The sequence below is a fragment of the Shewanella baltica genome (assembly GCF_900456975.1).
In the GTDB taxonomy this organism is placed as follows: Bacteria; Pseudomonadota; Gammaproteobacteria; order Enterobacterales; family Shewanellaceae; genus Shewanella; species Shewanella baltica.
Map to the genome: position 1 here is coordinate 3552744 of NZ_UGYM01000002.1, position 25610 is coordinate 3578353.

The following is a 25610-nucleotide window of genomic DNA, read 5'->3' on the forward strand; positions in this document are numbered from 1 at the left end:
CTAAGCACAGATACAGTGAAACGTCTCTTTATCAGTTTATATCTGCTACTCAGTCTCAGCGTGCTTGGGATTGGCTGGACACTCGACAGCCTGTGGCAGAAAAATGTGGATGACAATAACGCCCTCGATGCGCCATTAGTGGCCTTGGCGCAATTGTTAGCGGAACTGCCTCCCGATACCCGCCAAAGGTATCTGGAGGCGATCCCAGCCAATCCTGTGATGCCGTTGCAATTGCTCAGTGCCGGTCAAGTCGCGCTAGCAGACAATCAAGCCATCAGTACCAGTACTGTGTTCACCACCACGACCAATGACGATAACCTGCTGCAATTTATCCGAGTCGGCGATCAAGTCTTAATGGCGGGGCCGCTGGACATCGATCCCAGAGCTAACCTTCGTAGCCTGTTCACCCTGTTCTTCTATTTATCACTCGCCCTGGTCGCGCTGATCTGGGTTGGCCCGCTTTCTCGGGATTTGAGCATACTGCGTAAGGCCACTAAAGAGTTTGGCGAAGCCAAATGGGACACGCGGATTACCCTGTCAAATCGCTCTCAGGTCAAACCCTTAGCCAATACCTTTAACGAAATGGCGCGACATATCAGCGCCTTGATTGAGAACCAGAAACACCTGTCTAATGCGGTCTCCCATGAGATCCGCACGCCGCTGGCGAGACTCAAATTCGCCCTTGCACTTATGCCCATGTATTGTCAGCCCGATTCGGACGAACAAAAGCGCCAAGATTTTCTCGATGAGATGCAGCTCGATATCAAAGAAATGGAAGACTTACTCCAAGAACTACTGACCTACGCCAGCTTAGAGTCCCAGCGAGAAGGTATCCAGTTGGATGAATACGATTTAATTAATCTCATCAATCAAAGCATTAAGCGCCTAGAAACCTTAAGTCCAACGCCTATTACCTTAAAGACAGAAGTCGAAAAACTGCCCTTGTTTGGGGAACCTGCATTGATTGAACGTGCGCTGCAAAATTTACTGACCAATGCCCAACGCTTTGCCCGTACTGAAATCATTATTGAGGTTAAGCAAACGCAGCACAGGGTGAATTTAAGTGTGAGTAACGACGGCGAAGCTATCCCCGCGGTGGATTTACCCAAAGTGTTCGAGCCTTTTTATCGCAGCCAATCGGTGCAAAATGGCAATAAAGGGCATGGTTTGGGACTTGCGATCATCAAACGGATTATGCAGCGACACCAGGGGAATGTCAGCGTCACCAGTAATGCGCAACATACCCGATTTAATTTAATCTGGCCGAAGAAACGCAAGCTGTAATAGGGATTAGGATAGGGATTAAACGGCTGCGGATCTGTTATTCATCTAACGCGCTAATTCTACAAGCCAGTAAAACTGGTCAGTTAAACAAGCTAGTTAAACAAGACTATTTCACAAATTATTCAACACATTAGTCTAGATCGAAGCCACCAAAATCCAGATCGGCTTCGGGCTCAGGCTCAAAATTCAACTGCGGATTTAACGCCGCCCTTTCTTGCTCAATTTGCGCTTGCCTTGCTTTCATCATCGCCAACTGGCGACGGCGTTTACGTTGAGTGCACAGCCGAATGACATCGTACTTTTGCGCATCTGAAAACGTTAACCAATTGAATCTTTCGTCACGGCTTCGCAGGCAACCATTACAGTAACCGCGCGCATCGGTGGCACACACACCGATACAGGGACTGGGGATATCAAAAAAGGCTAACTGTTCCATAACCCGCCGCTATTCCTCTGTCAAAATGAGCTGTTCTCAAATGAAGCATGCTCAGATGAACCATGGTTAAACGCCCCATGCCCAAAAAGAAGCTGCCGAATGGCGTTTAAAGCAATTCAAATACAACACACTTATCTAAAGTACTTGCAGAAACAACCTTAATCAAGGCACATTGAACAGTGTTTGTACAACTTGGAGCACTATCATGGGATACCGTCACTTTGCCAGTCTGCTCGTCGCCGTTGCCTTATTAAGCGCTTGTAGCAGTAAACCGAAAAACGATTACGATCTCAATTACGACTTCAGCACACTGCACAGCTTTACCCAGCTAACACCACAGCCAACGGACGACCCACTCAGCGCCCAACGCATTCAAGTAGAAATCAACAATCAGTTGGCTCAAAAAGGCTTTGTCGAGAATACCCAAGCCCCCGACTTTAACGTCGCCTACGCCCTACTGACCCAAGATAAACCTAAAGATTCAGGGCTATCTATTGGATTAGGTACTGGCACATTTGGGAGTTCAGGTGGGATAGGAATAGGTACCAGCGTTGGGGTACCACTGGGCAGTAATACCGCTAAAATTCAAACTATTCATATAGATATTGTCGACCCAAAGACCAAAGCGCTCATTTGGCGTGGTAGCGACAGTTATGATTTCGATGCAGGCGGCAATGAGAAAGCCCAAGATACCGCCAAAGCCGTCAGTCGGATTTTGGCGCAGTTCCCACCGAAAAAATGATCATGAAGAGTCAATAAAAATGGGCGAATTCCGCCCATTTTTATTAATGAAGAATGCTTGTCGTCAAATAACTTAGGCGAAATATCTTGGACTCAGGAAAAAAGCCCTGATGAAAGGTAACGATCGCCCCTATCACAAACAATCGCCACGACCACTGAATCTGGATATCGTCTCGCTATCTCCAGCGCAGCAAACACTGCACCACCAGAGCTAACGCCAGCACAAATCCCTTCTTCGCGCGCTAAGGCTCTCGCCATGGTTTTTGCATCTTGCTCTTCAACATCCATGACTAAATCTACACGGGATGCATCGAAAATCCCCGGCAAGTAGGCCTGCGGCCAACGGCGGATCCCAGGAATGCTACTGCCATCGGCGGGCTGAAGGCCGACAATCGTGATGTCAGGATTACAGCTTTTAAGGTATTTAGACACACCCATTATGGTGCCAGTTGTCCCCATGCTAGAGACAAAGTGAGTGATTTTACCTTGACTCTGTTGCCAGATTTCCGGACCTGTGGTGAGGAAATGCGCATTCGCATTATCTTGATTATTAAACTGATCCAGCACCTTACCTTTGCCTTCGGTTTGTAACTGCAGTGCCAAATCCCGCGCCGTTTCCATGTTATCCACCAGCATGAGTTCTGCGCCATAAGCTTGCATCGCATCCTTACGCTCTTGGGTCGAGTTTTCGGGCATAATCAGGATCATCTTGTATCCTTTGATCGCCGCCGCCATCGCTAACGCAATCCCAGTATTGCCACTCGTCGCCTCGATAAGCGTATCACCCGGGCGGATCTCTTGACGCAGTTCGGCCTGAATGATCATATTGAGTGCTGCACGATCCTTCACTGAACCCGCTGGGTTATTACCTTCCAACTTTAACAGTACAGTTGAGGTGCCACAGTTAAGCCGCTGCAAGCGAACCAGCGGAGTTTGCCCAATACAGGCTTCAATTGTCGGAAAGTCAGACACTAGGATTATCCTTTACTTGATAAAAACAACTAAGCGTTAGCCTATTCTAAGTGGGTTAGCATGCACAAACACAGTGAAAATGATCTATGGCATACAATAAATCGCTCATACTTATTCAAAAAAGTTCTATTTAACTGACTTCTTATAAATAATTACTTCAACTACTCTATATGTCATAACGCTGACAAAGTTGCCAGTTTAAGGAGTAGCAAATGCAAATAAAAGTGATAAAGGCCCTACTGGGAACGCTCTTTCTGGGAACGTCACTCAATGTGGCTGCCGCAGATCAAACCCTGCTGAATTCTTCTTACGATATCGCGCGGGAATTATTCAGTGCCTACAACCCCGTTTTCGCCAAACATTGGCAAGAGAAAACAGGTAAAACTGTCGAGATTAAACAATCCCATGCTGGATCATCGGCACAGGCACGCTCAATTCTGCAAGGATTGCCAGCAGATGTGGTGACGTTTAACCAAGTGACAGACGTACAGGTACTCCATGACCGCGGTAAATTGATCCCAGAAAATTGGCAACAATTACTGCCTAACGCCAGTTCACCTTACTATTCCACCATCGCATTTTTGGTACGCAAAGGTAACCCAAAACAGATCAGCGACTGGGGCGATTTAGCAAGAGATGACGTTAAACTGGTCTTTCCTAACCCAAAAACCTCTGGTAATGCGCGCTACACCTATTTAGCCGCATTAGGTTATGCCCAAAAAAGCTTTGGTAAGGATAATCAGGCTTCACTGGATCAATTTCTGAAAAAATTCCTCGGCAACGTAGCCGTGTTTGATACTGGCGGTCGTGGTGCAACCACCTCGTTTGTAGAACGCGGTATCGGTGATGTGCTGATTACGTTTGAATCGGAAGTGAACAATATCCGTCAGCAATATGGTGCCGACGATTACCAAGTCATAGTGCCAAAAACATCTATTCTGGCTGAGTTTCCCGTCGCTGTGGTAGAGAAAAACGCTAAACGCAACGGCACACAGGAGCTAGCGACTGAGTATTTGAATTATCTCTACAGCGAAGAATCACAACGACTATTGGCCGGCTTCAACTATCGTGTAAACAACGAAAAGGTTCAGGCTGAGTTTGCTAAACAGTTTCCTACGGTTGACCTGCTGACTGTTGAGCAAATCATCGGTGGTTGGGATAATGCCATGAAAACGCAGTTTGCTAACGGTGCAAAACTCGATGAGTTACTCAAGCGCTAATTTCAGCTTGATGCTATAACAGGTTAATATTGCAACCCGGGCTCAGTCCCGGGTTAAGCAATTTTAGCGCATTGACGAGTGATGATTTTCAAGCAGCGAAGACGAATTCAATAGTCTTTAACTAAGACAGCCGATCGCTGACGGCAAATACAGCGTATTGGATTAACTCAATTAACCTGACCGGGTGATTATTCTGTGATTTTTAATAACGGGCGTTTACGCCATAAGCGGGTTCTTCCAGGTTTTACCATCAGCTTAGGTGTGTCCCTACTGTTTGTCAGCCTGATCCTATTATTGCCAACCACTGGACTGATTATGCAGACCAGTTCAATGAGCTTGTCTGAATACTGGGGCGTCATCACAGATCCTCGGGTGTTGGCGAGTTACCGAGTTACCATTCTATCAGCACTCACAGCATCGCTATTTAACTGCCTTTTCGGATTATTACTCGCATGGGTGCTGGTACGTTATGAATTCCCCGGCAAACGTATCTTAGATGCATTGGTGGATTTACCCTTTGCGTTGCCGACCGCCGTTGCAGGTATCACCTTAGCAACCCTGTATGCCGAAAATGGCCAAATCGGTAGTGTACTGGCAGAACTGGGCATAAAAGTCGCCTATACCCCGCTAGGCATAGTGGTCGCGATGATTTTCACCAGTATTCCCTTTGTGGTGCGTACCGTGCAACCGGTTCTTGAAGAGTTATCCCACGATGAAGAAGAAGCGGGCATGACCCTTGGCGCCTCGGATCGCGCGGTATTCTGGCGGATCATTTTGCCGTCATTGTGGCCAGCCTTGATGGTCGGGACAGCACTGTCTTTTACCCGCAGCCTAGGTGAATTTGGTGCCGTTATCTTTATCGCGGGCAACATGCCCTATATCAGCGAAATCACATCGTTAATGATCTTTGTCCGCCTGCAGGAGTTTGATTTTGCCGGCGCCAGTGCCATTGCCTCAGTGGTGCTGATGACCTCGCTACTGCTATTACTGTTAATAAACCTGTGGCAGGCGCGTTATTTACGCCGCATTCATGGACGATAAGGAGCAAACATGAACTCATTTAAGCCCTTAAGAGTCGGTGAAGCCCCTCTTATCAAATGGAGCCTGATTACACTCGCCGTGTTCTTAGGTTTGCTCTTGTTGCTATTGCCACTGGTGAGTATTTTTCAGCAAGCGTTTGTCGGAGGTTGGGAGCGTTATATCGGCCACTTAAGTCAGCCAGATTCGCTGCATGCGATTGGTTTGACGCTGATGGTTGCGGCGCTCACAGTCCCGATCAATTTAGTGTTCGGAATTATGCTGGCGTGGAGTGTCACTCGGTTTGAATACCCGGGTCGCAAGTTGTTGATCACGCTAATTGATATTCCATTTGCGGTCTCCCCCGTCGTCGCAGGTTTGCTCTATTTACTGCTCTATGGCAACAGTGGTTGGCTGGGTGAATGGCTATATGAGCACGATCTGCAGATCATGTTTGCTTGGCCGGGAATACTGTTAGTCACCATTTTTGTCACTTGTCCCTTTGTCGCCAGAGAACTCATTCCATTAATGCAACAACAGGGTGCTTCAGAAGAGGAAGCCGCAGTGATCCTCGGCGCCTCATGGTGGCAACTCTTCCGCCGAGTAACGCTCCCTAATATCAAGTGGGCACTGATTTACGGTGTGATCCTCACCAATGCCAGAGCCGTGGGCGAATTTGGTGCTGTCGCGGTTGTCTCTGGCAACATTCGTGGCGAAACCAACACCTTACCTTTACACGTGCAGTTATTGTACGAAGATTATCAGGCCGAAGCCGCCTTCGCGAGCGCGTCATTACTGGCCTTGATCGCCCTATTTACCCTAATGTTAAAAGCCGTAGTGGAATGGCGACAACAACGCAGTTTATCCGCCAATGACAATAAAGAGCAGAGCCCATTATGAGTATTCGTCTTACTAATATTTCCAAGAAATTTGGCAAGTTTCAGGCGCTTTCCCCGCTGGATCTTGATATTCAAGAAGGGGAAATGATTGGTCTGTTGGGACCTTCAGGTTCGGGTAAAACCACGTTACTGCGGATTATTGCTGGGCTCGAGGGAGCCGATAGCGGCAACATTTATTTCGGTGACCGAGATGTCACCCAAGTGCATGTGCGTGAAAGACGAGTGGGCTTTGTGTTTCAAAACTATGCGCTGTTTCGTCATATGACGGTCGCCGATAACGTCGCCTTTGGACTCGAAGTTATGCCTAAAAAGCAAAAACCTTCAGCGGCAGAAATACGTAAACGCGTGACCCAACTACTTGAAATAGTACAACTAGGCCATCTCGCACAGCGCTATCCTGAACAGCTCTCGGGTGGACAAAAACAGCGAATTGCCTTGGCCCGTGCACTCGCGACGCAACCCGAAGTCTTGCTACTCGACGAACCCTTTGGTGCCTTGGATGCCAAAGTGCGTAAAGAACTACGCCGCTGGCTACGCAGCCTACATGAAGAATTGAAATTCACCAGCGTGTTTGTGACCCATGATCAAGATGAAGCGCTTGAACTCTCTGATAGAGTGGTGGTGATGAGCAATGGTCATATCGAGCAGATCAATACGCCTGCTGAGTTATACTCGCATCCCAATAGTCGCTTTGTGTTTGATTTTCTCGGTAACGTCAATGTCTTTGAAGCCAGTTGGCAACAAAAGCGTTGGGAAAATGGCCAAGCATTTTTAACGCCTCCTGAACAACAAACATTACAGCAAGATGGTGTGCTCTATGTACGCAGTCACGAATTAGCGCTGTCAAACAAGCCTAATAGTCAGGCAAATTTGCCGTTCGATATTGTCGCCATGACCCCCATTGGCGCCGAAGTCAGAGTGGAATTAGCTCCACACGGCTGGCATAGCGAAGAGCTGTGGGAAGCCAAGTTCACCCACCATAATCTGCATGAACTCGGGTTACAAAAAGGCAGCATGGTTTACGCCACCCCAAGAACCGGTTACTTCTTTGGAGCGCAAGGTGAAAGCTCACCAACGCGTCTAAGCTGGCCATTCCTGGCACCTGGCAGTCTCGCCTTCGACATCTAAATTTCATTCTGATAGAAATCAGCAGCATTGGCGGTATCACTGGGCAGTGATACCGCTAAAGCCGTCAGCCGGATCTAGCTAGCACTCATGGCATGAAGCAGAAATCTTACTCATGGGCATTCACGGTTCGGCTTGCGGCCCATTGTCGTAGCGCATTGATTTTATCGCTCATGACCACAGATAAAGGCCGAGTTTTACTGAGTTCTTCGAGTAGTAACACTTGATCGACACTGCGCTCAACGCTTCTTGCGGTATACATGGCAGCAATAACCGCTTGTTCGATTTCGGCGCCAGAAAATCCTTGGCTGCGGGCCGATAATTGGGCGAGATCTAAGCTCGCCACATCGATTCCACGGCGCTGACAATGGATTAAGAAGATGGCTTTACGTATGGCTTCGTCGGGTAAATCGACAAAAAAGATTTCATCCATCCTGCCCTTTCGCATCAATTCTGGCGGCAAGGCTTGAATGTCATTCGCGGTCGCCACCACAAACACTTCAGATTTACGCTCCGCCATCCAAGTGAGTAAGGTGCCGAGAATACGCGTCGAGGTGCCCTCATCGCTGCTATTGCCGCTTAAGCCTTTTTCAATTTCATCTATCCAAAGCACGCAGGGCGACATCATGTCGGCGAGCTCCAGTGCATTTCGCAGGTTCTTCTCGGTTTCACCTATGTATTTGTTATATAAGGCAGCCATATCGAGTCTGAGCAAAGGTCGTTGCCAGACGCCCGCAACAGCCTTAGCCGCGAGGCTCTTACCACTGCCCTGAACACCGAGCAGCAAAATCCCCTTAGGCGCATCGAGCGCTTTAGCCTGCTGAACTGGAGTCGGCTTATCGCCTTGGTCAAGGGTGCTGACAGCCGCTATGGGTGCGCGCTGCTTGAGCCATTTTTTAAGATTATGCAGCCCAGCGACCTGCGAGAAATCACTGGTGTCGTATTCAAATTGCAGCACGCCATTTAAGTCGAGTAACTGAAACTTAGCTTTATTGATGGCATCAATATCAGACAAGGTAATAGCACCATCATCGACTATGGCTTTGCGCACCAGACGACGAGCATCGTCTAAGGTCACACCCCGCAGATTCTCTGCCAATTTAACCACAGCGGTATCATCGACCAATAACGGCGTGCCTTGGTGACGAATTTTATCGACCTCAAGGTAAATCAGGTTTTGCAATTGCACTGTGCTTGGCAAGGTTAATTGAAAATAGGCGCAATAACGTTTGATTTCGGGCGGGATATCAAAGGCATGACTCACTAGCACTAATGTGTGTTGCAGTGTCTCGTATTCGAGGGCGATTTCTTTGAGTAAACGGACATTCTTTGGCGCATCAATCACAAAGGGATGAAAGTCGCACAGCACATAAATCCCCTGCTGCGAGGTTGATTTAATTTGTCCAAGCAAATCTGTGGGTTCGCTATTAAACTTTTGCGCCGCCATAGGTTTATCGACCCGTGCTAAACCTTGGGTAATGCTCCAAGTAAACACAGGTTGATAAAGCACACTGGCGACCCGTTTAAGTAACTCGACCACGCGATATTCTTCATAGGTTTCAATCACTACGATTGGCGTATTGGAGCGCAGCACTGAGGTTAAATCGCGAATATCTTGCATGTCTTTCACATCCCTTTTAACTAACCTAAAAATTGCCACAAAAAAGTCCAGCGAACTGGACTTTATACCAACCTTTGCACAGAACTGAACAAAGTACTCAACAAACAAGATTTAACGGTTTAGGTACTAATGTCCATCAAAAAATAAGTAATTCAACCACCCTTGCATCCTGAGTAATACCTTACGCATTACAGCTACATGATGAAAGTGCTCAGTGTAAATAGCAACTTGACCTGACACTCCAGCAGGGAACTCTTTACGAATAGCATCGTCATCTATATCGATAAGAACAACCACTCGACCATTTTGAAACAGACGACTGGAGGACGCTAATACGCCACCCATTTGGATCTCACCTTCAGCCATTGCGGGTAGCACTTTCGCCACTTTGCCTTTAAACACTTTCCCTGGCGCGGCATCGAGAATAATCTCGGCCTCATCGCCTTCTTTCAGGCGCAGTAGGGAATTCTGCCAAAAGGCTCCGGCAAAATAACGTTGCTCGTCAGGGATAAAGCTCATCACGGGACGTAATGGTAAAGGCACAGCCATAGCCCCCGGACGGAGTGCCATTTGTGTGACGATACCGTCAGCGGGTGCTCGCACGACGGTCTGCTCTAAATCATAGAGTGCGCTCGCTAAATCTCCCTGTAAGCCAGCCACTTTGGTATTAACTCCATCAATATTAGACTCATAGGCGAGCCTCATCCGTAACTCTTCTGATCTAGCGGCAGTTAACTGCGCTTCAGAGGCAAGATACAGTTGGCGTTTATTATCCAATTCTAATGCGGTAAAGGGAGAGTTAGCGCCTCCTTTTCGATGACCGCTTTCATAGCGTTCATAGGCGGATTTATTGCGATCTTTATCAGCATTGACTCGCTCAACATTAGCTTTAGCCGATTCCAATGCGGCGGCGAGCTGTGGCACTTCTAACTCGGCAGCGACTAACGCGGCACGCTTACGCTTTACTACGGCCTCAAAGGGGATGGGATCAATCCGAAAAAGTACATCCCCTTGTTTAACCGGAGTATTTGGCTGCACTTCAACACGACTAACTAACCCTTTTACTGCGGGTGTAATCGGAATGGTGACAAAATATTCCCGAGCAAAACGTGAATAGGGATGGTTATAGTTCATTAGCAGTATCAAGGCACCGATGAGCACCACGCCCCCCAAAACGGCAGTAGGAACCGTCCATTTGGTCAGAGGGATTTTAAAGACTTTAAAAATAACAATACAGATAGCGGCGTAGGTCAATATCAGCAATAGATCCATTTTAGACCTCGACTTTATTGATAATGTTCGGCTCAATAACAGTTGCGCTTGCTTGCTCTAATTGCTCAAGTCTCGCTTGTAACGCTATTACCGTCTGACGCAAAGTGCCCACATCCTCCTCTAACGCCTGCTCTCGTTTCATCACAGTACCAAATCCCCAGCCACGATCTTCTCGATATAAGGTGGCCCAGATCCATAAAAATGGCCAAATAGCATGTAACGTAAATAAACTCACCCACCCAGCAATATGAAGGGCATCTTGTTGTGGGTGATTACGCTTTTTGGCAATTTCGTATGGAATATCATGGATAGCAATCACACCATAAAAAATAACGACAACCACAAAAAATAAAATCCCTAACGCAAAGTAATCTAAAAACATTTGAATCCCCTTAATCAGCATGCTCACTTATCAAACAGACAAAGTTGAATATATCAAGACCAAAATTAACAACCAAACAACATTATGGAACAACAAAAACATTATAGGACAACAAAAAAACAATCACTTCCAACAAGGTCAAATTGAATCGTGTTCACACCAAACCCAGTGATCTAAAGCACACTTGTTTATTTACACCATGCTCTAATGTGCCGTTCGCGTTAAACTCATGGCTAAATTGCGCGCCATGACGCAATACCTACAACTGCTAATAAAGGAATCACACATGATAGGCACTCCCTACACTGAGGGCGCACGACGCGCCATGTTGCTCGGCTGCGGTGAACTTGGCAAAGAAGTGGCCATTGAACTGCAACGCTTAGGCGTTGAAGTGATTGGCGTTGACCGTTACGCCAACGCCCCCGCCATGCAAGTCGCGCATCGCTCCCATGTGATCAATATGCTCGATGCCAACGCCCTGCGTGCAGTTATCGAGTTAGAAAAACCGCACTTAGTTATCCCAGAGATTGAAGCCATCGCTACCCAAACCTTAGTGGACATGGAAGCCGAAGGGGTGAATATCATCCCAACAGCTCGGGCAACTAAGCTCACGATGGACAGAGAAGGGATTCGTCGCCTCGCCGCTGAGACCTTAGGTTTACCGACTTCTCCGTATTTTTTCTGCGATACTGAAACCGAATTTAATCAAGCAATTAGCGAAATCGGTGTGCCCTGTGTGGTTAAGCCAGTCATGAGCTCATCGGGCAAAGGTCAGAGCGTTATTCGCGATATCGCCCTCAGCCATAAAGCATGGCAATACGCTCAAGAAGGTGGCCGCGCCGGCGGCGGTCGAGTGATAGTCGAAGGTTTTATTCCCTTTGATTATGAAATCACCCTGTTAACCATTAGCGCAGTCAATGGCATTCATTTTTGTGCGCCAATTGGCCACAGACAAGAAGATGGCGATTACCGTGAGTCATGGCAGCCACAAGCCATGTCCGATGAAGTGTTAGCAAAATCCCAAGCGATTGCGAGCAAAGTCGTCGAAGCCCTTGGCGGTTATGGATTATTTGGCGTAGAGCTGTTTGTTAAAGGCCATGAAGTGTATTTCTCTGAGGTCTCACCAAGGCCACATGACACAGGTCTAGTGACACTCATCAGCCAAGACTTATCGGAATTTGCCCTGCATGTTAGAGCCATTCTGGGTCTGCCAATCCCCAATATCCATCAGCATGGGCCAAGCGCCTCGGCGGTGATTTTGGCCGAAGGCACCTCAAGCAATATTCGCTACCAAGGTATTGCCGCTGCATTAGAGGCGGTCAACACTCAACTCAGATTATTTGCCAAACCCGACATTGATGGCCGCCGCCGCTTAGGTGTCGCGCTTGCCCGTGATATCGATATCGACAGCGCAGTCAGCAAAGCACTCGATAGCGCCAGTAAAGTGAAGGTCATCTTTTAAGCGGGTTTAGCTGCTTAAAATTGGCTTCAAGCACAAGCTACAAATCAAAGGGAAATGCGCTTCAACGCCATTTCCCTTTTTCAATGCACACAGTACAGCATCCAGAACCTTTACCAATAAAAAGTGACCCACCCAAACCGACAGAGTAAACTAGCACCCTTGTCTTGTGGCCTAAGATTGCACGCTAAGCAGAACAAGCCCTGTGGTACGAGTTTAATTTCGGGCGAGTTGTTCAGAGTAATTTATTGCGAGCGCTGATTAAGACGATTGATTTCGAGCTGTGGCTTAATTCGAGCGTGATCTAAGTAAACTCCAGCAGCAAAAAAACCATTAGTAATAGAAACCAATAGTAGTAGAAATCCATATGCAGCTTCAGCCTTCTTGCTTTACCTCTTTCACACAAGCCATTGATGCCTATGCCCTGCCGCAACGTTTTACTTTTCCTTTCTATTACGAACCGCATCCATTATGCGTGCTTGCAGCCAACGAATTACAATACCACCTCGAGACTCAGCACGACTGGCAACATAACTTTGGCCTAACGGGTGAGTTAACTGGCGCCATTGGCAAGATGTTCGGCGTATTGCTGGTACAAAATCCGCAAGGTGAAGTCGGCTATTTATCTGCATTTTCGGGCAAATTAGCCGAGCAAAACCATTGGCCACGCTTTGTTCCACCTGTGTTTGATATGCTGGCTAAGGACAATTTTTTCCACGCCGAAAATCTGCAAATCAACCAAATTAACGAGCAGCTGTTTGCAGTAGAAAACCATCCCGACATTCCGAGGCTATCAACCGAGCTAGAAACTGAACAAGCTCAAGCGCAAGCCGAACTTGACGCCCACAGACAAGTGATGATCGATAGCCGCCAATCTCGCAAGGCGCAGCGTAATCAACTCGCAGCCCAATTGGCTGCCAATCCGACTGATGAGACCTTGCGTGAAAACGCAATAACTGAAGCAAAGCTCAGCCAGGAAAGCATCAGTGAAAAGAATCAGTTAAGAGATATTAAACGCTATTGGGATGAACGTATTCATACCATCAGCCAAGCGCTAAGCCAACTGACAGATGAGCGCGATGCGTTACGACAACAGCGTAAGCGGCTCTCGGCGGCGCTGCAGCAAAAGCTGTTTGAGCAGTATCGATTTCTCAATATTAAAGGCACAGAAAAGAGTCTGAACGGCATATTTAATGGCACGGTTGAGTTAACCCCGCCCGCAGGCTCGGGCGAATGTGCCGCGCCTAAGTTGTTACATTACGCCTTTAAACATGACCTTAAACCATTGGCGATTGCCGAGTTTTGGTGGGGCGCGCCGCCAAAATCAGAAATCCGCCAGCATAAGCAGTTTTATCCCGCCTGCCTGCGAAAATGCCAACCTATTCTTGGACATATGCTCGAAGGACTCGTGGTTGATGAGAATCCTCTGCTTACCAACCCCGCCGAAGGCAAAACCTTAGCCATCCTCTACCAAGACGATGCGATGGCGATTGTGAATAAACCCGCCGAGTTTTTATCCGTGCCCGGCAAAGAAATTGAAGACTCAGTGTATTCGCGTATGCGCCAAACCTTCCCCCATACCACAGGGCCACTTATCGTCCATCGACTCGATATGTCGACCTCGGGATTAATGGTGATCGCGCTGACAAAAGAGGCCCATAAACAGCTGCAAAAACAATTTATCCAGCGCACTGTGACTAAACGTTATGTAGCACTTTTAGCGGGAATGCCTGCGGTAATGGCAAATAAGCAGGCGACGGGTCACATCTCTTTACCCTTGCGTGGCGATTTAGACGATAGACCGAGACAACTCGTTTGCCACGAGTTTGGTAAAGCAGCCGAAACCCATTGGGAATTGAGCCAACTTGATGAAATGGCACGTACAGCCCGCGTATATCTGTATCCAAAAACAGGCAGAACCCATCAACTCAGGGTTCACTGCGCCCACTCAGAGGGGCTAAATACACCGATTGTCGGTGACGACCTCTACGGCACTCGCGCCAATCGCCTGCATCTGCATGCGGATTTATTGATGCTTCAGCATCCCGTTACCCGTGAACGGATGCGCTTTCAGGTCGATCCTGATTTTTGAGACCTGAGTTCTATATTGATTAACAAGGCACCAAAGGAAGAACCAAGCTTAGGGCGTGATATCTGTGCTTGAAGACTAAGATTTGATGCAGGCTCTTTGACCGCAATGTAAAAGCGGGCTTTTTCGGGCATAGTAATGCCTCACTCAAAAACGGAACCGATAGCAATACTATGGGCATAGGCAATCTGGTTAAAAACATTAGCCGAAATCAATGGCTGTTATTCGCTTTGCTGAGCACCACTCTATTCGTAAGCGCCTGTCAGCCCGCATCGGAACCGAGTGAACTCAAGACAACCCCAGATGCCAGTCATACAGCAGAAGTCACCTCAGCAACCGCAATGCCTCGTGCTCCGCTCACCCAGGAAGTCTATATCTGGCAGCGCCAATGGCGCCCCGCCAATCAAACGGCATTAGTGCAAAGCCAAGGAGCATTCCAAGGATTGCGCATTTTAGCGCTGCAAGCACATCCAAAACCCAATGGCGCAGACATTTGGTTTGAAGTCGCGGTCAATCATGCTTGGCTACAGGCAGATCCTAGACCCAAAATCGCCGTGATTCGCTTAGATGGTCAGTTCGTGCATTTAAATGATGAACAAGTGATCCGTAAAATCAGCCAAGTACTGACAGATTGGCAGGCAAAAGGCACGCACATAGCCGGAGTTGAAATCGATCACGACAGCGCTAGCAGCAAACTGCCCGCCTATCGGGATTTTCTTAAAAAGCTTAAAGCGCAGTTACCTGCTGACCTTAAACTCAGCATTACCGCCCTGCCCGCTTGGCTCAATAGCGCCAATTTCCCCGCATTACTCACCAATATCGATGAACTCGTGCTGCAAATTCACAGCGTGAGCGACCCACGCCTCGGACTATTCGATGCCGATCAAGGTTGGCAATGGGTGCAGCAACTCTCAAAAATCAGTACTGTACCTTATCTTATTGCGCTTCCCGCTTACGGCTCGGCGGTCATCAGCACAGCTTCAGGTTATAAAGTTGAAAGTGAAACACCGCTTCGAGGTCAACTCAATGATACCCATGCAGTACAGGAACTGATGGCCGATCCGCAAGTGTTGCAAGCTTTTGTGCACAAACTGCAAAGCCACGCGGATGCCAAGCTCAAAGGCATTATCTGGTTCAGGCTGCCGCTGGAAGGGGATAAAAGAGTCTGGCCACTCGACACCTTAATCGCCGTTGCGCAGCAAGGTAAACTTGCCGCCAAGATTGAATTAGTGATCTCAAGCGATAACGATACCCAAACGACATTAGCCACTGAAAATAAGACTAAAAACCAAGAAATCCTCAAGCCACAGCTATTCCAACTGAGCTTAATTAATCGCGGTAATATTGCTGGCGAGATTCCCACGACTTTGTCCCTAGCGGGACAAGCTTGCAGCGGGTATGATGCGCAAAATGGCTATCGCGTAATACAAAAAAATGGCCTGTTAGTCTGGCAGTGGCGAGCTGACAATACCGCCGCGTTGGCGCCGACTGACACTGCTCCAAGCGCGACGAACATGCCAATGCCGCAAGCAAACAAACAAACTCAAAAACACATGCTCAACCCTGGCGGCCAGAAAGTGATAGGCTGGGCACGTTGTGAGTCATTATATTTACAGGGAATTTATGCGCCATAAGCCAACATCATCATCCACAATGGCAACATCCAATCAGGCTTTTATGCTTAAAAAAACCACGCTTATCTGTTTAAGCCTATTTTCGCCAATGCTCTTGGCCTGCGGCCCCGACTTCCCTTTGCAATTGACTCAGGACAGGCAGAGTAATCTCAGTTATTTACCGCAAACCTCTTTCAGCCAGCAGCTAACCGCCCTCGCAAAACCTTTGCCTTGGCAGTATCAAGATGCGCCAGCCGCGCAGGAATATCTGTGGGATGAAGTGCATAGCCGTTATCTGTCACAAACTCGCGCCTTTGAAAACAGCGAGTTAAGTGAAGCCCATTTAATCTTAGTGAACACACTACGGGATGCGACAGGTCCAATCGAGGCCGAACAAATGGCCGCTAAGTTGGATAAGGATTTGCCCCAAGCGCTGACCTGGTACACCTTAGGCGCCGTGGCGTTTGAGGCAAAAGATTATGATAGAGCGAGTAACTATTTCAGTAAAATCATTAAATTACCAGAAAATGAACGCGCATCTCGCAGTCTGTGGGCACTCTATTCGCTGTCGCGTATTGAGCTTATCTTAAGTAAAACCTCAGCGGATCCTGAGCACTTTAATCGTGCCAACGCTTACCTGGCTCAATTGCAAAACGAAGTCACCCAAGGCGTCGCCGATCCCCTGCGTTTGAGCTTAGCTAGCCTAGGTGAGCAAGCCTATATTCTGCTGCACCAAGGCCAGCCGCTCCCGCAAGTGACCAATCAAAGTGCAGATGATACTGAGCTACAAATGACGCTTACCCCTGATGCACTGAATAAGGCAATTGAGCTCTATGCCACCCAATCGGTGCAAGGCGATAGCGGCGGTTATGATTCTTTATTGATGTTAAGCCGCACCTTGATGGGGAAAGACATTGCTGAACTAAAACCGCTACTGCAACAGGCGAGCGTGCAGCAGTTATTGATTGCCTATTGGCAAAGCAGCACCAATGAATTTGCCTACGATGGCCAGCTTTCGGAAATGGGCTCAAAGGTAGCTGACATCCTCAAAGTGTTTCCAACCGATGGTTTACAACTCAACCATGGCGATAAGTTAGCCGCGATTTATTACCAGCTTGGGGATTATGCCAGTGCTGAGCGCCTATTGACGCTAGCGAAACCCAGCGGCCTCACTTGGTGGCTCAACGCAAAATTACTGCTACAAAAGGGCGATCAAGCAGAAGCGGCCAAGGCCTATGCTCAGGCAGCGCGTCACTTCCCCAAACAGTCTAATGAAGCATTGGCCACAGTTGATGCTAAAGAGACTCAACAGCAAGCCATTAATGCCGATGAAGATATAGCCACTTACTGTCGTATTCGCGCAGAGCAAGGCGTGTTATCACTAGAGCGCGGCGAATATGTCGATGCGCTCAATCACTTACTCGCCAGCGGCGACGAGTACTGGCAAGACATCGCCTATGTGGCGGAGCGCGTTCTCACCACGGCTGAACTTAAGTTATTTATCGATGAGCATGTGCCGCTTATCGCCTTCGAATATCCTAAAGATAGCGACTGGTACGATAACATTGAGCCGATTAACAATCGCTTACGCTATTTACTAGGCCGCAGATTATTACGTGAAGGCGCAATTGCCGAAGCGCCTGCTTATTTCCCTAATCCTAATCTTAATGCCAGCGCCCTCACCTATGGCACTGAGCTGAAAGCGGCGAAAAATGCAACAGGCATTGATAGCGCTAAGGCCTATTGGGCTGCAGCAGAACTTGCCCGCCATCAAGGTATGGAAATCTTAGGGTTTGAATTAGCCCCGGATTACTCTATATACCAAGGGGTATTCGATCTAAGCGATTGGAATGAACCGAGCAAATTGGCCGAAAAAGAACAGTTGCGGTTAAGCGCCAGCCAAGCCGTTCCCGATAAACGCTTTCATTATCGTTACACGGCGGCGGAACTGGCCAACAAGGCATCGGATCATGTGCCCCACAACAGCCAAGCCTACGCCGCGCTACTCTGCCAAGCGACTGGATGGGTATTGTATCGAGATCAAGAACTTGCCCTACGCTACTACAAAAAATACGTCGCCAACGGCCCCTTTGTGCCTTGGGCCGAAAACTTTGGTATGCAGTGTGAAACGCCCGATTTTGACGGGGCAGTAAAACGAGCACAGGCCAATGAAATTGCAGAATGGAACGCCCTGTACCACAAGCTGAAAAAGCCCGTCGTATTTGGCGTATTAGCAATCATGGGCTTATTGGGTGTGTGGTGGATGCGTAGAAGATCTAAAAAACAACAAAATAACCTTTAAATATATAGAGATATGGCGCATAGCTGACCTTCACTATACGCCATTTTCATATCATGCAGTTTAGTTAAAGTAAGGTGTAACAGTAAGATTAATCTCCTTGATCTCGGTAAACACAACAGGTGCTGCGAATAAGACTTCAGAGAAAGGTGAAGAGGCATATACTGCTGCTTTTACTGCTTCGTTTAGCTCAGCAAGCTGACTTGGTTGTATTACAGAGTAATTAACCACATTTGCTTGTTCATCAAGATGAAAATTAACCTTTACCATTTGGTCTTTAAAAGATTCATCAACGACTAAGTTTGATTGAATTTTATTCATCACTAATACCGAACATTCTTTCACTGTGTCACAAGATTTAGGAACTCGACTCTTGCTAGCACACCCACAAAACACTAATCCAAAAACTATAATCAAAATTATCTTATACATAACATTCCTTGTTCTAATGCATTCCTTAATTCACACAATTAATCACTTCACCCTGTAAATAACCGTGCACATTCGCAACGGCAATATTGAGTAGACTTTGTCTGGCTTCCTTAGTCGCCCACGCATTATGGGGACTAATGCTGATATTTGGTGCATGCAATAAGGGATTATCCGCGCTGGGCGGCTCGGTCGATAATACATCGACACCGGCAAATAAGTGGTTTTGTGAAAGCGCTGCTGCAAGCGCGGACTCATCAATTAATCCACCGCGCGCCGTATTAATAAGCAGCGCATTAGGCTTCATCAAGGCGAGTGCTTGGTGATTGATAAATTGCTCAGTCTCAGGGGTAAGCGGGCAATGCAGCGAGATAATATCTGATTCGCTCAGCACAGTATCACGCGGTACCCAAGTGGAACCTTGGGGCAAGTCTTTGATAACAGAGCGGGTATTGACGAGCACTTTCATCCCGAATGCAAGGGCGAGCGTCCCAACCTGCTGGCCGATATCACCATAACCTATTAAACCTAAAGTCTTGCCTTTTAAGGATTGCAGCGGCATTAAGGTGAAACAAAAATCTTGGCAGTTCACCCACAGACCATCGACCACGGCTTGATGATGGGCAGCCACGGCTTGGGTGTGATGCAGTATATGGGCAAAAACCATCTGCGCTACGGCATCGGGCGCATAGGCGGGCACATTCGTTACCACTATTCCGCGCGCTTTTGCAGCCGCTATATCGACAACGTTAGTACCCGTTGCCAATACGCCTATGTATTTCAGTGCCGGAAGTTGCGCCAGAGTCTTAGCATTGAGCGGCGTTTTATTGGTGAGAATGATCTCTGCACTTTGGGCACGCGCAACAATATCGGCGCCAGCGGTGCGAGGGAAACACGCAAACTCGCCTAATTCAGTCAAGGATTGCCAACTGAGATCGCCAGGATTTAAGGTTTCGCCATCGAGTACAACTATCTTCATGCCGCTAAATCTCCTTTTAAGACGATGTGTTAGCGCTAAAAACTGACTTTGAGCCCAAGGTTAGCCTGCGCCTGCCACATCACATCCGACGTAATGTGCCATAGGCATTCATCTTCATTGCAAAACAACGAACTGTCGCTGTTGATAAACGTCGCGTAACCGCGGATATCCGCAAACAGACCAAAGTGTGGAGTCACTTGATACTCTACCCCGCCGCCAATCCCCATAGAGAAACGCGTTTCACTCGACCAAGCGTCGGGCAACATGCGGGTTATCCCCGCACTTGCGGTGACATAGGGTCGAATATCGCCACGGGGGAAATATAAAGTGCCGCCTAAGTGGATGTAATCTAGGTCTAAAGAGGTAAGACGATCGGGCGTAAACAAACCGCCACTTTTGAGTTCAGAGGCTTGGTGACTGTATAAAAGATAAATATTACCGGGATCATTCGTGGCAATGCCCAGCATCAGGCCGTAATGGCTTGATTCCTCGACCTTCACATTTTTCTTGTCGCCCGTTTGATCTGCGTTGACGTCAACTTGATTAACATCAAATTGACCGCCACCCAGACTATAACCGCCAAAAGGTGCGACAAACACCTCAGCCTGCGCGGACATAGTCACAGGGAGCAAACTAGCCAACAGCAACAGGCAATGCGTGTGTTTCATAATGAATTCCTTATCTTTTATAAAATCCAAAGCAATCAAGACTAACGCATACCACGCTCAGACTTGACTCTGTCATAGGCCGCTTGAATATCCTGAGCCTTACGATTTGCCAGCTCCATCATTTCCGGTGGCAAGCCCTTAGCGACTAACTTATCGGGATGGTGTTCGTTCATCAACTTACGGTAAGCTCGCTTAACCTCTTGGTCGCTGGCCTCGTTAGTAATCCCCAACAAACTGTAAGCATCGGTAATCGATGTTTTGTTACCACTTGAGGTCTGATGAAAGCGAAACTCCGCTTGCCAGCGCTTCAGTAATTCATCTAACTGCGCTCGACCATAACCTAACTCTTGGGCAATCGTCATCAAGATAGCGTGTTCAGCGGGATCCAGTTCACCATCGGACAATGCCGTTTGGATCTGAATTTCGATGAACATCTGCACTAACTCTTTGCGTCCCATGGTAATAACGCGGAAAGCTTGTAGGCTGCTGCGTAGATCAAAATCCGCCGATTTCCCCTCGCGAAACGCCTGCTGTGCTTCTTTACGGGCTTCACCGGTTAAGCGCATTTGATCCATCAACAGGGTCGCGATGCGAATATCGGTTTCAGTCACCTGTCCCGACGCTTTCGCCACATGCCCCATCACCGCAAAGGTGGTATTGAAGAAGATCGCTTGGCGATTCTTAGCCTGCCCTAGAACCTCGCGAAACCCCACGCCAGAAGCCGCGCGCTTATCGTAGAGGTGTCCGAGCCACAAGCCGAGCAAAGCACCAAAGATGCGGCCGAACATAAAGCCAATGATAAACCCAAAAAACTTACCCCAAAAGCGCATCTTATATCCTGATTTCTATAATGTATTTGATGTGCCAGCACTATCCTATGGATAAGCCAGCACAGATATTTAGGTATTGCTTTGTAATCTCAGTTCGAGCCCTTGCAGGCGTGCAATCGTGCCAACATCGCACCAAAGCCCGTGAAACAGCGCGCCGCTGACTCGGCCTTGGGCCATTTGCTTTCTAAGCAGCGGACCGAGTGCAAACGCGCCCTGCGGCGTGTTATTAAACAGCGAAGGCCGATAAATGCCCATGCCCGAGAAAGTGTACTTATTCTCACCAAGCTCCTGCACTCTATTGCCACTCAAGGCGAAATCCCCCTGCGGATGCTGCTCAGGATTAGGCACTAGCCAGAGATGGGCGAGCGTATCGGCAGCAAGCTGCGTTATTGGCGGTAAGGCATCGATAAACACATCACCATTAATGACCAAAAAGGGTTCATCGCTTTCCCCCTCACACAATAAAGGCAAAGCCCGTTTAATGCCGCCGCCGGTTTCAAGCGCACTCTCTTCGGCGCTATAGCGAATTCGCACCCCAAAAGCGCTGCCATCGCCCAGCGCCTCGACTAATTTATGCCCTAGCCAAGCATGGTTGATGACGATATCGACTATGCCTAACGCGGCAAGTTTTTCAATATGATAAACAATCAACGGTTTACCTAATACTGGCACCATAGGTTTAGGCATATTATCCGTTAACGGCCGTAACCTCTCACCTCGTCCGGCGGCCAAGATCATGGCTTTCATTGCTTAACCTCAGATAAAGACTGGCTAGCTGTAAACGCAGGCAACACGCGACGAGTCAACCAGTGTGCAAATGGCACGAGTTCGGGATACAGCATGGCAATGTCGACAATATACGTTAATGTCAGTGGAATATCCGCCATATACGCAGGTTTACTGTCACGATAATTTAACCGTGCAAAAATCCCCACCGCCTTGATGTGACGTTGTAAGCCCATGAGATCAAACCAAGTTTGATATTGCTCAAGGGTGGTCTGTGCGGGAATGAAGCCTAGCGCGAGTGCTTGCTGATAATGGTATTGCATCAAGTCTGTGACTAACGGCTGCGGCCAGCGAATATAACAATCACGCAATAGCGATACCGCGTCGTAGGTCACAGGGCCGACGACGGCATCCTGAAAATCAATTACGCACAATTCGCCTGCTTGCAGCATAAGATTGCGGCTATGGAAATCCCTATGCATCCCCACGCTAGGTTGAGATAGCGCATTGTCGACAAGCAGATCGAAGCTATCGCTTAGCATTTGCAGCTCTGACTCGTCCAAAGACAAATTAAGATGAGTGCCGAGTAGCCACTCAGTAAAGATGTGCAATTCACGGCGAACAAAGGCTTCGTCGTACAGAGGTAAGGACTGAACTAGGCCGCTATCAAGATGCTGACTTGCAACCACAGAAGCCACTTGCGGCAGTAAATCGAGCGCCTGACGATAATAGTCAGCCACGTTTTGCACGTTAAGCACAGATAACAACTGGGTATCACCTAAGTCACTCATCAGCATAAAACCTTGAGCGGCGTCGGCATGGATCACTTTTGGAACTGTCAGTCCCACGGCGGCATAGGCATTAGATAAGGCGATAAAGGGTGCGATGGGCACCAGTTGTGGCGGTGAATCTGCGGCGATAAAGGTGGCATCGGGCGTCGTGATCCGAAAGTAACGTCTAAAACTTGCGTCACCGGAAATCAATATCGGTGTCACCTCATCGGAAAAATATGCATTCAGCCACTGATTTAGGGAAAGAAATCTCGGATCGGATAAAGTCATTTCATGGCTCTTAAAGAAAAATTGCTTTATTATAGCTGGCATATAATTTGGAAACAGCTAAGAAATTGAGAGATTTATTAAGCGGCGTTGCGTTTGTAAATTGCAACTTTCCCCATCCATACTTGTCCAGAATAAGAAATCATAATTACTGACCTAAAGATGCAGATCCGATACCTTCTGGCCCTGAGCCTGTTACCGCAATTAGTCCTGGCAGACGACTCTCCAACCGCTTCGGCATCTCAATGCTTAATCGAACCGCCAGTACCCCGTATCGTATCTCAAACCCAAGGGATGAGTGCGGCTGAACTCAACAAAATTCGTATTGTCTCTGATAACTCTGATGCAGAAATGGGCAAACAAGCCATTTTCCGCGGGGATGTGGTTTTTAGCCAAGGCGATAGACACATAGCAGCCGATGAGGCGATTCTAGATCAAGCGACCGAACAGTTTGATGCCAATGGTAATTTAGTTTTTCAAGACAGTAACTTCACTGTTACCGCCGAATCATTGCAAGCTCAAATGCGCTCCAATCGTGCCACCCTCAAAGGGGCACAATATTGGCTGCATGGGCAACAGGTCCATGGCGATGCAGAAAAGCTGCAAATTACCATCAATAACAATTTAATTTTAACCAATACTAACTTTACCACTTGTCCTCCTGACAATGTCTCTTGGCTGCTCGAAGCCGAGAAAATCAAGATTAACAGTGAAGAAGAATGGGGTGAAATTTGGAATGCCAAGTTAAGAGTCGGCGGCGTGCCTGTATTCTACATTCCCTACATGACAGTGCCGGTTTCAGATAAACGTAAGTCGGGCTTTCTCTACCCCAGCTTTAGTACCAGTACCACTAATGGCGTCGAAATTGCTGCGCCCTATTACTGGAACATTGCCCCTGAATATGATTTAACCTTTACACCTAACTATATGTCTAACCGTGGTTTATTCACTAAGACTGAGTTTGGTTATTTAGCAGGCGAGGCTCAAAAAGGTCGAGTCAATTTTGAATATCTAGGCAACGACCAATTGATCAGTGGCAGCCCTAATCGCTACCTGTACAACTGGCAACACCAAGGGTCAATCGACAAGAATTGGCGGGTATTAGCTAATTTTACCGACGTGTCAGACAACAACTATTTCAATGACTTAAAGTCAGATGTTAACCGTGCAACTGACAACCAATTGTCGCGCATAGGTGAAATCAGCTACTTCGAAAGTAACTGGGATATCAGCACCCGGGTCCAAGATATTAAAGTACTCGGTGAAGACGAAAAACCGTATCAGGTGATGCCTCAGGTCAACTTTAACTTTCGCGCCGCCGATTTTTGGAACAATTTAGATTTTGGCTTTAATTCAGAGCTGACGAATTTTGCCCATCAAGACAACAATGTGAACACGGCGACGCGTTTACATATGGCGCCGAGCGTGACCCTGCCAATTCACGGACCTTCGGGCTCACTGACCAGCCAAGTGAAGCTGATGCAGACCAATTATTGGCAGCATAATGAAGACCCTGATCTTGTTGTCGATGACACGGTAAGCCGTACCATTCCGCAAGTACGGATTAATGGTCAGATTAACTTCGAGCGTTTTACTGAGCTTTTCGATGAAAACTATCGCCAAACACTGGAACCGCAATTCCAATATCTTTATGTTGGCTACGAAGACCAACGCGGCATAGGAATTTACGATACGGCCCAATTACAGGATGACTATTTTGGTCTATTCCGTGATCGCCGCTTCTCGGGACTAGATCGTATTTCCGATGCGAATCAAGTCACGCTAGGTGTTACCACGCGTATCTTTGACAGTCACAACCAAGAAGCGACTAAATTCAGCTTAGGGCAAATTTTTTACCTGCAGGACAGTAAAGTCGGCTACGAAGACAATATTTTCGAATCAAATCAATCGACATCAGTACTGGCTGCCGAGTTAGATACCCGTTTGACGAATGATTGGTACATGGGTGCGGCAATTCAATACGACACCAACACCAGTGAAAATAAAAAAACGGAAGTCACCTTAGATTTCAGACCCGAAGCGAACAAATTACTGCAATTTAGCTATCGGTACGTCCCCGATTTATTGAACTCCAATACCAATGATACTGTGAACATCTCCCAAGCGGGTGTTCGTGGCGCTTGGCCCATCAGTGACGATCTCTACTTCGTGGGTAATTGGTATTATGACTTAAACGAAAGCCGCAGCATTGAAACCTACACAGGTATTCAATACGAATCATGTTGTTATGCGGTGAGATTTAGTTATCACTACCGCATTAAAACTAACTATGACGACAACATAGGCTCCGCTGCTATCGACTCCCGTGAGCAGTTTGAAAGCGGCTTCTACCTGAATTTAGTCATTAAAGGACTCGGTGGTTCTGGCCCATTAGGCGTAACCGATATGCTCAATGACGGCCTGTTTAACTACAGAAAACCGCTTTATCTGAGGAATTAGCAAAGAATTGTGATAGATTGCTGAACCTCAA

The 25610-nt window shown here is 47.7% G+C and carries 22 protein-coding genes; 11 read left to right on the forward strand and 11 right to left on the reverse strand.

The genetic code is table 11. From position 1 onward, the window contains the following. Positions 1-15 precede the first annotated feature (15 nt). Positions 16-1284 carry an ATP-binding protein gene (locus DYH48_RS15910; protein ID WP_115335318.1) on the forward strand — a complete coding sequence of 423 codons (1269 nt, stop codon included), beginning with the start codon at positions 16-18 and terminating at the stop codon, positions 1282-1284. Between the two features lie 130 nt (positions 1285-1414). Here the strand turns inward: DYH48_RS15910 and DYH48_RS15915 are convergent, their stop codons facing one another. Continuing rightward, positions 1415-1720, reverse strand: coding sequence for a DUF1289 domain-containing protein (locus tag DYH48_RS15915; RefSeq protein ID WP_107402451.1), 306 nt, complete (start codon positions 1718-1720; stop codon positions 1415-1417). A gap of 205 nt (positions 1721-1925) precedes the next feature. On the opposite strand from DYH48_RS15915, the gene DYH48_RS15920 reads away from it, so the two are divergent. Further along, complete coding sequence (locus tag DYH48_RS15920) at positions 1926-2462, forward strand: DUF4136 domain-containing protein (RefSeq protein WP_115335319.1); 537 nt, start codon at positions 1926-1928, stop codon at positions 2460-2462. Positions 2463-2554: 92 nt separating this feature from the next. On the opposite strand, the gene cysM is transcribed toward DYH48_RS15920, so the two are convergent. Then, positions 2555-3433 carry a cysteine synthase CysM gene (gene cysM, locus DYH48_RS15925; protein WP_115335320.1) on the reverse strand — a complete coding sequence of 293 codons (879 nt, stop codon included), beginning with the start codon at positions 3431-3433 and terminating at the stop codon, positions 2555-2557. Between the two features lie 212 nt (positions 3434-3645). On the opposite strand from cysM, the gene cysP reads away from it, so the two are divergent. The 4 genes from cysP (at position 3646) to DYH48_RS15945 (ending at position 7697) form a co-directional block, all read left to right on the forward strand. After that, positions 3646-4653 (forward strand): thiosulfate ABC transporter substrate-binding protein CysP, encoded by a 1008-nt coding sequence (cysP, locus tag DYH48_RS15930; protein WP_115335321.1) that lies wholly within the window; start codon positions 3646-3648, stop codon positions 4651-4653. A gap of 195 nt (positions 4654-4848) precedes the next feature. Further along, positions 4849-5694 (forward strand): sulfate/thiosulfate ABC transporter permease CysT, encoded by an 846-nt coding sequence (gene cysT, locus DYH48_RS15935; RefSeq protein WP_115335322.1) that lies wholly within the window; start codon positions 4849-4851, stop codon positions 5692-5694. Positions 5695-5703: 9 nt separating this feature from the next. Then, complete coding sequence (gene cysW, locus DYH48_RS15940; protein ID WP_012588361.1) at positions 5704-6570, forward strand: sulfate ABC transporter permease subunit CysW; 867 nt, start codon at positions 5704-5706, stop codon at positions 6568-6570. Further along, on the forward strand, positions 6567-7697 hold the full coding sequence (locus tag DYH48_RS15945; protein ID WP_006085800.1) for a sulfate/molybdate ABC transporter ATP-binding protein: 1131 nt from the start codon (positions 6567-6569) through the stop codon (positions 7695-7697). The genes cysW and DYH48_RS15945 overlap by 4 nt, the downstream gene beginning before the upstream one ends. A 106-nt stretch (positions 7698-7803) precedes the next feature. On the opposite strand, the gene DYH48_RS15950 is transcribed toward DYH48_RS15945, so the two are convergent. The 3 genes from DYH48_RS15950 to DYH48_RS15960 form a co-directional block, all read right to left on the reverse strand. Further along, the gene (locus tag DYH48_RS15950) at positions 7804-9315 is read right to left on the reverse strand and encodes an AAA family ATPase (RefSeq protein ID WP_006085802.1); all 1512 of its coding nucleotides are present in this window, start codon (positions 9313-9315) and stop codon (positions 7804-7806) included. Between the two features lie 126 nt (positions 9316-9441). Then, positions 9442-10587: an HlyD family secretion protein gene (locus DYH48_RS15955; protein ID WP_006085803.1), complete on the reverse strand. Its 1146-nt coding sequence runs from the start codon at positions 10585-10587 to the stop codon at positions 9442-9444. A gap of 1 nt (position 10588) precedes the next feature. Further along, positions 10589-10969 carry a DUF3302 domain-containing protein gene (locus tag DYH48_RS15960; RefSeq protein ID WP_006085804.1) on the reverse strand — a complete coding sequence of 127 codons (381 nt, stop codon included), beginning with the start codon at positions 10967-10969 and terminating at the stop codon, positions 10589-10591. Between the two features lie 286 nt (positions 10970-11255). Here DYH48_RS15960 and purT point away from each other — a divergent pair, with 286 nt between their 5' ends. The 4 genes from purT (at position 11256) to DYH48_RS15980 (ending at position 18432) form a co-directional block, all read left to right on the forward strand. After that, complete coding sequence (gene purT, locus DYH48_RS15965) at positions 11256-12431, forward strand: formate-dependent phosphoribosylglycinamide formyltransferase (protein ID WP_006085805.1); 1176 nt, start codon at positions 11256-11258, stop codon at positions 12429-12431. A 364-nt stretch (positions 12432-12795) separates the two neighbouring features. Further along, positions 12796-14520: an RluA family pseudouridine synthase gene (locus DYH48_RS15970; RefSeq protein WP_115335323.1), complete on the forward strand. Its 1725-nt coding sequence runs from the start codon at positions 12796-12798 to the stop codon at positions 14518-14520. A gap of 170 nt (positions 14521-14690) precedes the next feature. Continuing rightward, on the forward strand, positions 14691-16151 hold the full coding sequence (locus tag DYH48_RS15975) for a DUF3142 domain-containing protein (protein WP_006085809.1): 1461 nt from the start codon (positions 14691-14693) through the stop codon (positions 16149-16151). Then, on the forward strand, positions 16141-18432 hold the full coding sequence (locus DYH48_RS15980) for a hypothetical protein (RefSeq protein ID WP_115335324.1): 2292 nt from the start codon (positions 16141-16143) through the stop codon (positions 18430-18432). Before DYH48_RS15975 ends, DYH48_RS15980 begins: the two co-directional genes overlap by 11 nt. 60 nt (positions 18433-18492) lie before the next feature. Here DYH48_RS15980 and DYH48_RS15985 read toward each other — a convergent pair whose 3' ends face one another. From DYH48_RS15985 to DYH48_RS16010, 6 genes are all read right to left on the reverse strand, one after another. After that, entirely contained in the window at positions 18493-18861 is a 369-nt protein-coding gene (locus DYH48_RS15985) for a cell envelope integrity TolA family protein (protein ID WP_006085813.1), read from the reverse strand. A gap of 25 nt (positions 18862-18886) precedes the next feature. Then, positions 18887-19837, reverse strand: a complete 951-nt coding sequence (locus tag DYH48_RS15990) for a D-2-hydroxyacid dehydrogenase (protein ID WP_006085814.1) — start codon at positions 19835-19837, stop codon at positions 18887-18889. Positions 19838-19872: 35 nt separating this feature from the next. Continuing rightward, positions 19873-20505, reverse strand: a complete 633-nt coding sequence (locus DYH48_RS15995; RefSeq protein ID WP_006085815.1) for a porin family protein — start codon at positions 20503-20505, stop codon at positions 19873-19875. A gap of 41 nt (positions 20506-20546) precedes the next feature. After that, positions 20547-21335 carry a co-chaperone DjlA gene (gene djlA, locus DYH48_RS16000; RefSeq protein ID WP_006080548.1) on the reverse strand — a complete coding sequence of 263 codons (789 nt, stop codon included), beginning with the start codon at positions 21333-21335 and terminating at the stop codon, positions 20547-20549. A gap of 69 nt (positions 21336-21404) precedes the next feature. Beyond that, complete coding sequence (gene murU / locus DYH48_RS16005) at positions 21405-22082, reverse strand: N-acetylmuramate alpha-1-phosphate uridylyltransferase MurU (protein WP_115335325.1); 678 nt, start codon at positions 22080-22082, stop codon at positions 21405-21407. Beyond that, positions 22079-23122, reverse strand: coding sequence for an aminoglycoside phosphotransferase family protein (locus DYH48_RS16010; protein ID WP_256613080.1), 1044 nt, complete (start codon positions 23120-23122; stop codon positions 22079-22081). Before DYH48_RS16010 ends, murU begins: the two co-directional genes overlap by 4 nt. A gap of 159 nt (positions 23123-23281) precedes the next feature. Between DYH48_RS16010 and lptD the strand changes: the two genes are divergently transcribed. Next, positions 23282-25579 (forward strand): LPS assembly protein LptD, encoded by a 2298-nt coding sequence (gene lptD / locus DYH48_RS16015; protein ID WP_115335327.1) that lies wholly within the window; start codon positions 23282-23284, stop codon positions 25577-25579. Positions 25580-25610 lie beyond the last annotated feature (31 nt).